Source organism: Peribacillus saganii (assembly GCF_003429095.1).
Classification (GTDB): Bacteria; Bacillota; Bacilli; order Bacillales; family DSM-1321; genus Peribacillus; species Peribacillus saganii.
The window spans coordinates 17,340-30,806 of the sequence record NZ_QVTE01000036.1 but is presented as its reverse complement, the minus strand read 5'-3'; the positions used below and the strand labels follow the sequence as shown (position 1 = coordinate 30,806).

Sequence of the window (13,467 nt, the reverse complement as noted above, 5' to 3'; positions counted from 1 at the left end):
CAACTCTGTCGGGGCTAACCAGTGCGCTTGCGCTTTTGTTCTGTTTATTATCTTTTTCTTCCTAAACCAACTGCATTCATCATTTTTCGAACCATTTTATTTGCTTCGATATTTGCTCTTTCCGCACCACGGTCAAGGATCTCATCTAGTTCGGAAGATTCAAGTATGCTGTAATAGCGTTCCTGAATAGGGGTAATTTCCTCCAGGACTACTTGTGCTAAATCAGCCTTAAAATCACCATATCCTTTTCCTTCGTATTTCGATTCAAGTTCTTCAATCGATTTGCCGCTGAAGATCGAAAAGATAGACAAGAGGTTGGAAACACCCGGTTTTTGATCTTTATCATATTTTACAATACCCTCTGAATCGGTTACGGCACTTTTTATTTTCTTTTCGATTTGCTTTGGATCATCCAAAAGTGTGATGAAAGATTTAAGATTTGGATCGCTCTTGCTCATTTTTTTGGCTGGCTCCTGCAGCGACATTACTCTGGCACCGTATTTAGGCAAGCGGATATCAGGTATTTTAAAGATATCATTGTATTTTTTATTGAATCTTTCTGCCAGGTCCCTTGTCAGCTCCAGATGCTGCTTTTGGTCTTCGCCGACAGGAACAAGATCAGTTTGATACAACAGAATGTCCGCTGCCATTAATGGCGGATAGGTCAGTAATCCGGAGGACACTCCGTCCTTGCCAGCTGACTTATCTTTAAACTGCGTCATCCTCTCGAGTTCGCCTATATAGGAATTGCATTGCATAATCCAGCCAGCCTGGGCATGAGCTGGGACCTCTGATTGAATAAAGATCGTCGCTTTTTCAGGGTCAATTCCAATTGCCAGGTACAGAGCAGCAAGGCTGCGTATATTTTTCCTAAGCTCAAGCCTGTCCTGAGGCACAGTGATGGCGTGCTGGTCGACGATGCAGAAAAAGCAGTCATATTCATGCTGAAGGTCAATAAATTGTTTCATTGCTCCGATATAATTACCTAATGTTACAGAGCCTGTAGGCTGTATGCCTGAAAAAATCCGTTTCAACTACAAGTCACACTCCAATGCGTTCATATGAAATTCATTACGCGTCCATATCATTTTAATAATAAATGAATGGAGGCTCCACTGCTAATTATTTTTTCAAACAGCCATTTACATTTCTCCCGTTTCTATCGTAAGTAATAAATGAACAAGGCCGCCAGCATGACGGCCAAAAGCGCTAATCCCACCATGAACGTCCGTAAGTATTCGAATCCTATTAAGTTAGACAGAAGAGGGATTTCTTCCTCTTCTAAATTACCGCCTATTTTTTGCGGACCGAAAACCTTCCTAAAGCTATAAAACATGGTATCAAAGAAACCTTTTCGAACTACCATCGTTAAAAGGGAGAACATCAGCAAAGCCCCTGAGATGTAAAACATAATATCGATGAAATGTATAAGGGAAATACTTTTGTATAGAATTAGTGAAGCAGTTATTGCTACAACAATCCATATCCCTGTCCATGCTGTGACTTTTATCAATATGGAAAACCTCTCTTATTGATAATTTTTGACATCTTTTGCTATTATGAAAAGTAGTATACAGAAAAAAATAGAGAAAATACAGTCCCGCCCTTCATATGCTATATAAGAATAGGAATCGACTGGAATTTAGTGGAATATAGCGTAGTGATATTTTGCCCATTCGCTATTTCGGATTGGTAAATATTTGATTAGGACTGTAACGCCTTAAAGCGTGAAATACTTGAAATGAAAGGATCTTTTGTAAAAAAAACAAAATTTTTTTAATTGTAATAACAGGATTTCGTTACAGGTATGTAAATTTTTTTAAAAAAGTTTATATACAAATATCTGAAAACTTGTATAATAGTCCTTGTAGTAATTTTTTAAAACAAAGAAGGGGTGTCTGAATTTGAAAAAGTCAAAATTTTCTTTGCTTTTAATTCTCACACTTGTTTTCAGCTTATTTCTTGCTGCATGCAGCGGTGATAAGTCTAGTAAAACGGATGAGGGTAACGGCAAAGGTGGAAATGCTGGCGATGTGGCTCAGGAAATCAAAGCCTTTGATCAATCTGAAATTCCAACAATGGATACTTCATTGGCTGAAGGATCTACAAGTTTCACTTACATAAACAATGTAGGTGAAGGTTTATACCGTCTTGACCAAGACAATAAGCCAGTTCCTGCGCTTTCTGATGGCGAACCAACTATCAGCGATGACCAAACTGTATATACTTTTAAAATAAGAGATGCTAAGTGGTCTAATGGTGACCCAATCACTGCACATGATTTCGTGTATGCATGGCAGCGTGCGATCGATCCTAAAACCGCTTCTCCATATGGCCCGTACATGATGAGTGGAAAAATTAAAGGTGCACAGGCAATCACTGATGCAGCTTCTGCTGAACCGCCAAAACCTTACGATGTTAAATCTTTAGGTGTAGTTGCGAAAGATGACAAGACATTGGAAGTGACTTTCGAACAGCCGATCCCATACTGGGCTGATCTGTTCGCCTTCCCTACTTTCTACCCGATCAACGAAAAGTTCGTGAAGGAAAAAGGCGAAGCGTATGCTACTAATAAAGACAACCTTCTTTACAATGGACCGTTTGTGATGACTGATTGGGATGGCCCATCAGACACTGAGTGGGTTCTTGAAAAGAACGAAAACTACTGGGATATAGATGCAGTAAAATTAACAAAAATGACTTTCAACTCAGTAAAAGATCCTGCTTCAGCTGTAAACGCATTTGAAGCTGGTGAAGTTGATATTACAGCTAAGCTTTCTTCTGACCTTGTTCAACAATACCAAGGCGATGACCGTCTGGTTAACAAATTGGAAAAGACAGTTTTCTGGTTGAAAATGAATCAAACAGGCGACAGTGCTGGTAACAAAGCATTCCAAAATGTAAATATCCGTCGTGCAATTGCGCAAGGCTTTGATAAAGAAGCATTTGTTGCAAGCGTACTGAACAATGGCTCCCTTCCTGCTAATGGACAAATGCCAAAAGAATTTGTTACTGATCCGGTAAGCGGAAAAGACTGGCGAGAAGTTAATGGCGATTTGATTAAGTACGATGCAGAAGCTGCTAAAGCTTCTTGGGAAAAAGGCTTAAAAGAGCTTGGAATTAAAGAACTAGAAGTGCGTTTCCTTGGGGACGACACAGAAAATGCCAAGAAGACAGCTGAATACTTCAAGAACCAATTGGAAAAGAATCTTCCAGGTTTAACACTAAAGGTTGAAAGTGTTCCTTTCGCAGTCCGCTTAGAGCGTGACAACGCGCAAGACTATGATTTGCAAGTTGCTGGATGGGGTCCTGACTTCCGTGACCCAATGACATTCTCTGATCTGTTTGTTACTGGCGGCGGAAGCAACAGAATGGGCTACTCTAACCCAGAATATGATAAGCTTATCAAAACTTCACTTACTCAACTTGGTGGAAAGCCAGAGGAGTATTATAAATCATTATTGCAGGCTGAAAAGATCCTTCTTGAGCAAGATGCTGCAATCGCACCGATTTACCAGCGTAACAGCGCACAGCTTATGGCTACAAAAGTTAAGGATGTAGCTGCATACGATTATGGTCCGGATTACTGCTACAAGTGGACTTCAGTTGCCGCAGAGTAATAATAAGACAGTTTTTCTTTTCTAAATAATTAATAGTTTAGAAGATGAAAAGAGAGTATATTTCATAGATATACTCTCTTTTTCCCTGTAAGGAAACTGTCAAACTTTTTAATATTTTTAGGAGGTGGGCAGTATGACAAGATATTTGGTTAAACGGATACTCTATATGTTAGTTACCCTTTTTGTCATTGCGTCTTTGACATTTTTCCTCATGAAGCTAATCCCCGGAACGCCGTTTGCCAGTGCAAATAAGCTTAGCCCTGCACAGATGGCAATTATGAAAGCAAAGTATGGACTGGATGAGCCTGTAGCCGTCCAATACGTAAAATATTTAGGCAATCTGGTACAAGGTGACCTTGGGATCGCCTTTCAATTCGGGAATACGCCAGTAAGTGATTTGCTTGCCAATCGGATTGGGCCATCCATCCACCTTGGCCTGCAAGCAATGATTATTGGCTCCATTATTGGTATGATTCTAGGGGTATTTGCAGCTTTAAGGCAAAATACATGGGTGGACTATAGCTCCACGTTCCTTGCTGTAATTGGAAAGGCCATTCCTAACTTTGTATTTGCTGGTCTGCTGCAATTCTTTGTAGCCGTTAAATTAGGATGGTTCCCTGTTCTTTTCTGGAAGGGACCTGAATACACAGTTCTGCCAACAATTGCGCTAATGATGTTCCCAGTAGCTATCGCGGCCCGTTTTATGAGGACTGAAATGATTGAAATTCTAGGTTCTGACTATATCACTCTTGCAAAAGCAAAGGGTGCAAGCTATTTTGACATAGCATTTAAACACGCATTACGAAATGCCTTGATTCCGCTCGTCACGGTTTTGGGCCCGTTAACGGCTTCCATGATGACCGGTTCACTCGTTGTCGAGAGAATTTTTGCAATACCAGGAATCGGGGAGCAATTCGTTAAATCGATTTCGGTGAACGATTATAATGTCATCATGGGTACAAACCTGTTTTTTGCTGCATTGTTTGTTGTTATCATCTTAATCGTAGATATTTTATATGGAGTCATTGATCCGCGTATCAGGCTTGCAGGAGGGAAAAAGTAATGGCATCGAATCTCGAAAAACTACCAAAAGAAAAATTCGCACCCGCCATTCTTGACTCTTCTAAAAGCGAAGAGATCAACAAGCCCAGCCTAAGCTTCTGGCAGGATGCCTGGATGCGCGTGCGCAAAAACAAAGCGGCCGTGGTCAGCCTTGTGGTCATGGTTCTGTTAATCATTATGGCCTTTTTGGGACCGCTTATCAGCGGCAGGGAGTATGACACGCAAAATGTTGCTCATGCAAACCTTCCGCCAAAGATTCCTGGGCTGGAAAACGTGAGCTGGCTGCCATTTGACGGAGAAAAGAAACTGCCAAACGGCAATGTCATCAATCCGTATGAGCAGAAAAAAGTAGACGAATATTATTGGTTTGGTACGGATCCTCTGGGCCGTGACCTCTTTACCCGCCTTTGGAAAGGTACCCAGGTATCCTTATATATCGCCTTTTTAGCGGCGATAATCGATATGATCATCGGTGTAGCCTATGGAGCAATTTCTGGATATTATGGAGGCCGTCTGGATAATGTAATGCAGCGGATTACCGAGGTACTGATCGGAATACCCACATTGGTTGTCGTTATCCTGATGATTCTGGTGCTGGAACCGGGGATATTGTCCATCACTATAGCCATGTCGATTACGGGCTGGGTTGGTATGTCCCGTGTTGTTCGTGCCCAGACACTAAAACTGAGGGAGCAGGAATTTGTTCTGGCTTCCAAGACGCTGGGGAACTCTGACGGCAGAATTATCTTTAAGCATCTTTTGCCCAATTTGGCAGGTGTTATCATCATCAACACGATGTTTACTATTCCAAACGCCATTTTCTTTGAAGCCTTTTTGAGCTTTATCGGATTGGGACTTCAGGCTCCTAATGCATCACTTGGAACACTCATCGACGAAGGATACAAAGTATTGCGTTTGCATCCGCATGAAATGATCATTCCAGCGATTGTAATCAGTGTTATCATGGTAGCATTCAATATGCTTGCGGACGGATTACGGGATGCCCTGGATCCAAAAATGCGAGATTAAGAGGGTAGGTGGATTTAGTGGAAAAGATTTTAGAAGTCAAAGATTTAAATATCTCCTTTCATACGTTTGCCGGAGAGGTAAAAGCCATCCGCGGTGTTGATTTTGATTTATATAAAGGAGAAACATTGGCGATTGTAGGAGAATCCGGTTCCGGAAAATCTGTTACAACGAAATCAATCATGAGGCTATTGCCGCCGGGGAATTCGGAGATTAAAGGCGGACAGATGCTGTTTAATGGAAAAGATCTGGCTAAGCTGAGCGATAAGCAGATGCAGAAAATCCGTGGAAAAGATATTTCTATGATATTCCAGGATCCGATGACATCTCTTAACCCGACCATTAAAATTGGCAAACAAATTATGGAGCCGATTGTCCGGCACCAGAACATGAGTAAATCGGCTGCGAAGGAAAGAGCGATTGAATTGCTTCGTCTTGTAGGGATTCCACAGCCTGAGAAACGGTTTGAACAGTATCCGCACCAATTTTCTGGCGGTATGAGACAAAGGGTTGTTATTGCAATCGCTCTTGCCTGCAATCCAAAAGTATTGATTGCCGATGAACCAACAACAGCGCTGGATGTAACAATTCAGGCTCAAATTTTGGAATTGATGAAGGATCTACAGAAAAAAATTGATACGTCCATTATTTTCATCACACACGATCTTGGGGTAGTAGCGAACGTGGCTGACCGGGTAGCTGTTATGTATGGCGGAAAGATAGTGGAGATTGGAACGGTTGATGAAATATTCTATAATCCGCAGCATCCGTACACATGGGGCTTAATCAGCTCAATGCCAAGCCTTGATGCTAAGGACGAGGAGCTGTATGCTATTCCGGGTACACCGCCGAATCTGCTGCATCCTCCAAAGGGCGATGCTTTTGCGCCAAGAAATCAATATGCAATGCAAATTGATCTGGAAGAACAGCCTCCGATGTTTAAAGTGTCGGATACACATTATGCCGCAACCTGGCTGCTTCACCCGGACGCTCCAAAGGTAGAGCCGCCGGAAGCTGTTAAGCGAAGAATGAGACAGTTCCCTGCAGGCAAGGAGGTCAAATAGTATGGAACAAAAAGAAAAGCTGCTGGAAATCAAAAATTTGAAACAATATTTTAATGTTGGCAAGCCTTCCATGGTAAAGGCTGTTGATAATATATCATTTGATATTTATAAAGGGGAAACTCTTGGGCTTGTTGGAGAATCCGGCTGCGGAAAATCAACGACTGGCCGCACGATTATCCGTTTGTATAATGCAACAGATGGAGAAGTAATTTTTAACGGAGAAAACGTTCATGGCAAGAAATCAAAAAGCGAGTTAATGGAATTTAACCGGAAAATGCAAATGATTTTCCAGGATCCATATGCATCATTGAACCCTCGGATGAAAGTATCCGATGTCATCGCTGAAGGGATTGATATTCACGGCCTAGCCAAGTCTCCTCAAGATCGAATGGAACGTGTATATAACCTTCTGGAAACAGTTGGATTAAATAGAGAACATGCGAACCGCTATCCACATGAATTTTCAGGAGGACAGCGCCAGCGTATTGGGATTGCCAGGGCTCTTGCGGTACAGCCTGAATTTATCATTGCAGATGAACCTATTTCTGCACTTGACGTTTCGATCCAGGCACAGGTGGTCAACCTGATGAAACAGCTTCAAAAGGAAAAGGGGCTGACTTACTTATTTATCGCCCATGACCTTTCCATGGTGAAGTACATCAGTGACCGAATTGGTGTTATGTATTTCGGCAAGCTGGTAGAACTGACAACAAGTGATGAACTATATGAAAGACCTATGCATCCATATACTCAGTCCTTGTTATCAGCAATTCCTCTTCCAGATCCGGAAAGTGAACGGACAAGAAAAAGAGTTACCTATAATCCAAGTGTACACAACTATACTGAAAGTGATGACGTGCAAATGCGCGAAATTACGCCCGGACATTTGGTGCTTTGTTCAGAAAAAGAAGCCCAGCAGCTTAAGAAGCAATATGCAAATTAAAAGAAAAACGACCTCTAATTTGGGAGGTCGTTTTTCTTTTCATAACTTTGAAGAGATGTTTACAAGCAGTACTCAAAAAGTCTGGCTGGGATTAATAGCGGTGTCGCTAAAAGGGCAGGGATTTCTAAATAAAATTGTGGCGGCAGGTATATTCAATTATCATTAAGGGTAGAAACATAGCAGTGTATTTGGTGGTTGTAAGGCAGTGTTGGAATGGCCAGAGGATTAGTAGATTACAAGATACAAAATGGGAGGACAACGGATGCACGGTGTGAAAAAATGGGTATTGCGGGCATTAGCAGCTTCTTGTTTGCTATTAGGGACAGGTATGCCCGTCCATGCGGAGGAAAGTCTTAAAACATCGGAACATGGCCAGAAGCAAATGGTATTAGCAGTGAAAACATTGCCGGAAATGATGCCGCGGTTTAAATATGATTCAGGTTTAACATTTAAGTATCCCGACGCGATCAGAGGGTTATATGTTACAGGCCATTCGGCTGGGGGCAGCAAATTTTCCAAGCTTGTCGATTATATAGGGAAAAATGATTTGAATGCTATGGTAATAGACATTAAAGATGATTGGGGAAATATAACATATAAACCTGAGGATCCTAAGTCTCCTTACTCGGGAATCGGTAAAAATTACATAAAGAATCCGAGTGAAATGCTAAAGACACTTGAACAAAAGCAAATTTACCCGATTGCAAGAATCGTTGTTTTTAAAGATACCTATCTTGCTAAAGCCAAACCTCAATGGTCTTATAAGGAGGGAAGCAAGGTATGGGTTAATGGCAGGGGAGAATCATTTGTTAATCCATTCTTGAAAGAAGTGTGGGACTATAATGTAGGAATAGCGATCGAGGCAGCAAAAATGGGCTTTCAAGAAATCCAATTTGATTATGTGCGTTTTCCGGAAGGTTTTGAAAAAAGGGATAAGATTCTTACATACACTATGGGTGATTACGCGAATATTAAAATGGACAATATCCAAAAGCGCGTTAAAGCTGTAACTGATTTTGTGGGATATGCCCGTGAAAAGCTGAAGCCATATGGAGTAAAGGTGTCAGTTGATATATTTGGTTATACAGCTACATTGCCGGAAGCGCCGGGGATTGGGCAAAATTTCTCGAAAATCTCTGAAAATGTAGATGTTATTTCTTCAATGATTTATCCAAGCCACTGGACCTCATATTTTAGCATTGCTAAGCCTGATTTGGAGCCATATAAGCTCGTAAATGCATACGCCAGGCTGGAAAAGCAAAAGCTGGCACAGCTAAAGACACCTCCAATTTCACGCCCGTGGATCCAGGACTTTACAGCAAGCTATCTTGGCAGCGGCAATTACAGGAAATATGGCAAAGTGGAGGTAGAGGCGCAAATTAAGGCTTTAAATGATAATGGGATAAAGGAATATCTGCTTTGGAACGCTGCGAATAAGTACACAGCGAATGTTGATTACACTCCGTAAATAAGAAAAGTACAAGTACCTGTTAACTGAAACACTGATAAGTGAAACGTTTACTGTGACAAGGCGATGTCATGGCACTTGTAAAAAGGGTTTCTTTCTTTTTCAGTCATAAAGGGCTTACGCAAAAGTATAAAAACTTTTGGGTCGGCCCCTTTTCTATTCTTAGATTTCTCTTGCATATGTATGCTTGGGTGTTACTTTTTTTTGCCCCCTACGCTTTTCCAGCCAGTCTGGACACGCTCGGATGGTTCTGTAAATTCAGTATACTTTTTGCCCCCAAAAAGCTTTTCGCCAATTCCGTTCGTTACGACTCCCATAACAGCTGTAAAGGCAATGATAAGCAAGGCCACCATGGTTACATCAGCAATATATCCACCCACCGTATACCCCTCCTTGGATGCTAAAGCATCCCAATTAGTAACAAATCCCTTATATATTTATTTTATAAAAATACGAGTTGGAAGGAAAGTGAAACTTTTTAATGCGAATAGAGGAATTTTTAAAGGAAAGGAGAATTTCTTATATTGATAATTCTCGGGTTTAGGTGGTGTTAAAACGGGTAAACAAAGAAAGGTAACTTAATACGGCTAAAAGGTTAAAGTTCTAAAGTGTCATGTAAATGAGAAAGTAAGGCTATTATTTTCAATTGCAGCACTTTCGAAAAAGGTGTTACATAAACTCCCGGCTATGTGTTATTGTCGAATTAATGCTTGATGTACCTGCTTTTTTACATTTTTTAAAAAGGGTATTCATAAATGGAGATTTAGTGTATAATAATAATAGAAATTTCTTATTTAAAGTAATTTCAAAGTAATAAAGTAAGATGGATACTTAAAAAGACAAATTCGTTTTCCCATCATAGATCGCCGATTCTATACTAAGGGAGTGTGAGTGATTCATGGTAACATTATATACTTCACCGAGCTGTACCTCTTGCAGGAAAGCAAAAGCATGGCTTGAAGAACATGAAATTAGCTATTCAGAAAGAAATATTTTTTCTGAGCCGCTTTCAATTGAAGAGATAAAAGAAATCCTTCGTATGACTGAGGACGGAACAGATGAAATTATCTCAACTCGTTCAAAGACATTCCAAAAGCTTAATGTAAACCTGGAGTCTCTTCCATTACAAGAGCTTTACAAAATTATCAAGGATAATCCTGGACTGCTCAGAAGACCCATTATTCTTGATGAAAAAAGACTTCAAGTAGGATATAACGAAGATGAAATCAGAAGATTCCTTCCTCGTAAAGTCCGTACTTTCCAGCTAAGAGAAGCACAGCGTATGGTCAATTAAATTTCAATCCTTGTCAGGATACTGGCAGGGATTTTTACTTGTATTTAGCTTCTTCAACTAACATAATTCTATAGGCCTAATAATTTGCAATAAGCTTTATTTTTCAGTAAAATGAATGGAATATTAGGCAAACAATTGTTTTTCTAAACATCGTCACTTTTATTTCCCTATTTCAGAATTTTGTCATAAAATAAAAGTGTACCTTACTATACAATTATTTACACATCGTATGTGATTATGATATAGCTCGCAGGGGTAAAGATAAAGAAAGAGCAATTTTAAATTGTTCGGGGGTAATTATCCCTTCAAAACCAGGCAGAAGGGAGAGAGACAGCATGGAAATTGAACGTATTAATGATGATACTGTTAAATTTTATATTTCTTATATCGATATAGAGGAAAGAGGATTCGACCGCGAGGAGATCTGGTATAACCGCGAAAGAAGTGAAGAACTTTTCTGGGAAATGATGGATGAAGTACATCAGGAAGAGGAATTCATGGTTGAAGGTCCGTTATGGATCCAGGTTCAGGCACTCGACAAAGGGCTTGAAGTACTGGTTACTAAGGCGCAGCTTTCAAGGGACGGCCAAAAGCTTGAGCTGCCGTTGACAGAAGAAAAGCTTAAGGACCTGCCAGTCGATGAAAAGATTGAATCTCTTCTGGATCAGCATTTTCAGACAAAGCATAGTGAGTCAAGTGGCATTCAATTTGAGGATGGCACATTGGAATTCATTACAGTATTTAATGATTTTGAAGATTTGATTGCCCTCAGCAACCGTAATGGTTTAGACGAACTCAATACCAAGTTGTTTGCTTTTGAAAATAAGTATTATCTATATGTTGAGTTTAATGAAGATGAGATTGAGGAAGATGAGATTGACGATGTGCTTAGTATCCTTTTGGAGTATAGCCAAGAATCGCATCTCACCGTACACTTTCTTGAGGAATATGGAAAAACTGTCATGGAATCTGATGTATTTGGAACAACACGCAAATACTTTTCTTAATATAACCGGACGTCCATTAAAAGAGAAACGGTTTATGGAATGCGTCCCTTAAAAAACCTTGTCTTACATTACTCCGGCAAGGTTTTTCTAGTTTTTTTACTAAAGTGTGCTTAAGTCGGATGTTTCGTTATAAAGCATCCTTTTTTAGGAGGATAACGGTAAAAAGGGTAGACTTGTGGTGTTTATGGGTATATCAACATGTAACTAGATGGCATGCCTTGAGGTGGATTATGAAAAATACTGTACGTATTCTCTTATTTGTTATTCTGTTATTTGGAGTTTGGACCTTTTTTAAAGAGGAAATAAATGGGGGATTAGTCGGTTATTTTAGTATTATCCTGACTTTTTCTCTTGTTATTATTGGTTTTGTGATCTTCCTTGAAAACAGGCATCCGACACAGACGCTGACATGGCTGATTGTTTTCGGGGCCTTTCCGCTGCTTGGATTTATTTTTTATTTCCTTTTTGGAAAGAATTTCCGAAAAGAAAAAATGTTTCGTAAAAAATACTTTTTGGACAAGCAAGCCTATCTAAGTATTGAAGGTGAGCGCGATGTTAGCAAAGAAAAAATCAGTGGGATGGGTGAGCATCAGCAGAAGCTCTTCAGGCTCGCGCAGCGGCTGGGACAAAGTCCGATTTCCTTTGCAACGGAGACAAAAGTTTTAACGAACGGCGATGAAACATTTTCCCATATCCTCAACGAATTAAAGAAAGCAAAGCATCACATTCATCTTGAATATTATATTGTCCGTGATGACCAGATTGGTCGTGATATAAAAAAAGTTTTGATCGAAAGGGCCCGCAATGGTGTTAAAGTCAGATTCTTATATGATGCGGTAGGTGCCTGGACACTTACAAAGGGATATATTAACGACCTGCGAAATGCCGGCGTTGAAATCGTTGCTTTCGGACCCGTACGGCTGCCGTTTTTAAATAACAAATTTAATTTCCGCAATCATCGCAAAATCATTGTGATTGACTGTTCCGTTGGATTTGTTGGCGGTTTAAACATCGGGGACGAGTACTTGGGAAGAGACAAGCATTTTGGATTTTGGCGCGATACACATTTGATGGCCAAAGGCGAGGCAGTGAGGACGCTCCAGCTCATTTTCCTGCAGGATTGGTATTACAGTACGGACCATAGTTTTCTAACAGATGAATATCTGTCGCCTAGTGTACCAATTGACCATAGCCAAGGCGGCGTCCAAATGATTGCCGGCGGGCCGGACAATGAATGGAGTGTAATCAAAAGTATCTTTTTCTCTATGATTACATCAGCAAAGGAGTCTGTCTGGATCGCTTCTCCATATTTCATCCCAGATGAGGATATTTTCCAAGCATTAAAGGTAACGGCACTAAGTGGGGTCGATGTCCGGCTGCTGGTGCCGCGCAACCCTGATAAGCGTATAGTATTTCACGCTTCACGCTCCTATTTTCCGGAGCTGCTTGCAGCGGGTGTCAGAATTTTTGAATACAAGGAAGGCTTTATGCACAGCAAGATCATCATTGTCGACAATGAGCTAGCATCAATAGGTACCTCTAACATGGACATGAGGAGTTTCCACTTGAACTTCGAGGTAAATGCGTTCTTATACAAAACTGGAAGTACACAGACTCTCGTAAGTGATTACCTGAACGATCTGCTAGTTTCGCGGGAGCTTCATATTGAAACATTCAGTAAGCGGAATTTGGGCTTAAAGGTCATGGAATCGACCTGCAGGCTGCTATCTCCGTTATTATAGACCGTATTGCTGCTTAGGCAGCAAGCGGCTTTTTTATGACTGAATATTCAGGTTAGAGATTGTACAAATTTTAAAAAACGTTCATGGCTTTTAACGCAAAAAATCTACATAAAAATATTCTATTACCACGGAAAATTCATGGAAATTAAGGTCCATCTTCACTGTATTATTAAACTTCAACTCCCTAACATCTCCGTTAAGGTGAAATTTTTTCACTCTAAAGGATTTTGAAAACGACTAT

Annotated in this window: 12 protein-coding genes; 9 read left to right on the top strand and 3 right to left on the bottom strand. The window is 40.5% G+C overall.

Translation table 11 applies throughout. The features are described from left to right. Positions 1-47: 47 nt before the first annotated feature. Both trpS and D0469_RS13115 read right to left on the bottom strand, forming a co-directional pair. Positions 48-1,034: a tryptophan--tRNA ligase gene (gene trpS / locus D0469_RS13120; protein ID WP_117327196.1), complete on the bottom strand. Its 987-nt coding sequence runs from the start codon at positions 1,032-1,034 to the stop codon at positions 48-50. A 125-nt stretch (positions 1,035-1,159) separates the two neighbouring features. After that, positions 1,160-1,513: a DUF3899 domain-containing protein gene (locus D0469_RS13115; protein WP_117327195.1), complete on the bottom strand. Its 354-nt coding sequence runs from the start codon at positions 1,511-1,513 to the stop codon at positions 1,160-1,162. A 391-nt stretch (positions 1,514-1,904) separates the two neighbouring features. Between D0469_RS13115 and D0469_RS13110 the strand changes: the two genes are divergently transcribed. The 6 genes from D0469_RS13110 to D0469_RS13085 all read left to right on the top strand — a co-directional run bounded on the left by D0469_RS13110 (position 1,905) and on the right by D0469_RS13085 (position 9,183). Beyond that, positions 1,905-3,620, top strand: a complete 1,716-nt coding sequence (locus D0469_RS13110) for a peptide ABC transporter substrate-binding protein (RefSeq protein ID WP_117327194.1) — start codon at positions 1,905-1,907, stop codon at positions 3,618-3,620. A 133-nt stretch (positions 3,621-3,753) separates the two neighbouring features. Next, positions 3,754-4,683, top strand: a complete 930-nt coding sequence (gene opp3b / locus D0469_RS13105) for an oligopeptide ABC transporter permease (RefSeq protein ID WP_117327193.1) — start codon at positions 3,754-3,756, stop codon at positions 4,681-4,683. Further along, positions 4,683-5,711, top strand: a complete 1,029-nt coding sequence (gene opp3C, locus D0469_RS13100; RefSeq protein ID WP_117327192.1) for an oligopeptide ABC transporter permease — start codon at positions 4,683-4,685, stop codon at positions 5,709-5,711. Before opp3b ends, opp3C begins: the two co-directional genes overlap by 1 nt. A 17-nt stretch (positions 5,712-5,728) precedes the next feature. Continuing rightward, on the top strand, positions 5,729-6,772 hold the full coding sequence (locus D0469_RS13095; protein WP_117327191.1) for an ABC transporter ATP-binding protein: 1,044 nt from the start codon (positions 5,729-5,731) through the stop codon (positions 6,770-6,772). A gap of 1 nt (position 6,773) precedes the next feature. Further along, positions 6,774-7,715 (top strand): ABC transporter ATP-binding protein, encoded by a 942-nt coding sequence (locus D0469_RS13090; protein ID WP_117327190.1) that lies wholly within the window; start codon positions 6,774-6,776, stop codon positions 7,713-7,715. Positions 7,716-8,043: 328 nt separating this feature from the next. Beyond that, positions 8,044-9,183, top strand: coding sequence for a putative glycoside hydrolase (locus D0469_RS13085; protein ID WP_233523052.1), 1,140 nt, complete (start codon positions 8,044-8,046; stop codon positions 9,181-9,183). A gap of 194 nt (positions 9,184-9,377) precedes the next feature. Here the strand turns inward: D0469_RS13085 and D0469_RS13080 are convergent, their stop codons facing one another. Beyond that, positions 9,378-9,563 (bottom strand): hypothetical protein, encoded by a 186-nt coding sequence (locus D0469_RS13080; RefSeq protein WP_117327188.1) that lies wholly within the window; start codon positions 9,561-9,563, stop codon positions 9,378-9,380. Positions 9,564-10,081: 518 nt separating this feature from the next. Between D0469_RS13080 and spxA the strand changes: the two genes are divergently transcribed. The 3 genes from spxA to cls all read left to right on the top strand — a co-directional run bounded on the left by spxA (position 10,082) and on the right by cls (position 13,226). Further along, the gene (spxA, locus tag D0469_RS13075) at positions 10,082-10,477 is read left to right on the top strand and encodes a transcriptional regulator SpxA (RefSeq protein WP_117327187.1); all 396 of its coding nucleotides are present in this window, start codon (positions 10,082-10,084) and stop codon (positions 10,475-10,477) included. A 335-nt stretch (positions 10,478-10,812) separates the two neighbouring features. Next, the gene (gene mecA / locus D0469_RS13070) at positions 10,813-11,484 is read left to right on the top strand and encodes an adaptor protein MecA (RefSeq protein WP_117327186.1); all 672 of its coding nucleotides are present in this window, start codon (positions 10,813-10,815) and stop codon (positions 11,482-11,484) included. Between the two features lie 230 nt (positions 11,485-11,714). Beyond that, the gene (gene cls / locus D0469_RS13065) at positions 11,715-13,226 is read left to right on the top strand and encodes a cardiolipin synthase (protein ID WP_117327185.1); all 1,512 of its coding nucleotides are present in this window, start codon (positions 11,715-11,717) and stop codon (positions 13,224-13,226) included. Positions 13,227-13,467 lie beyond the last annotated feature (241 nt).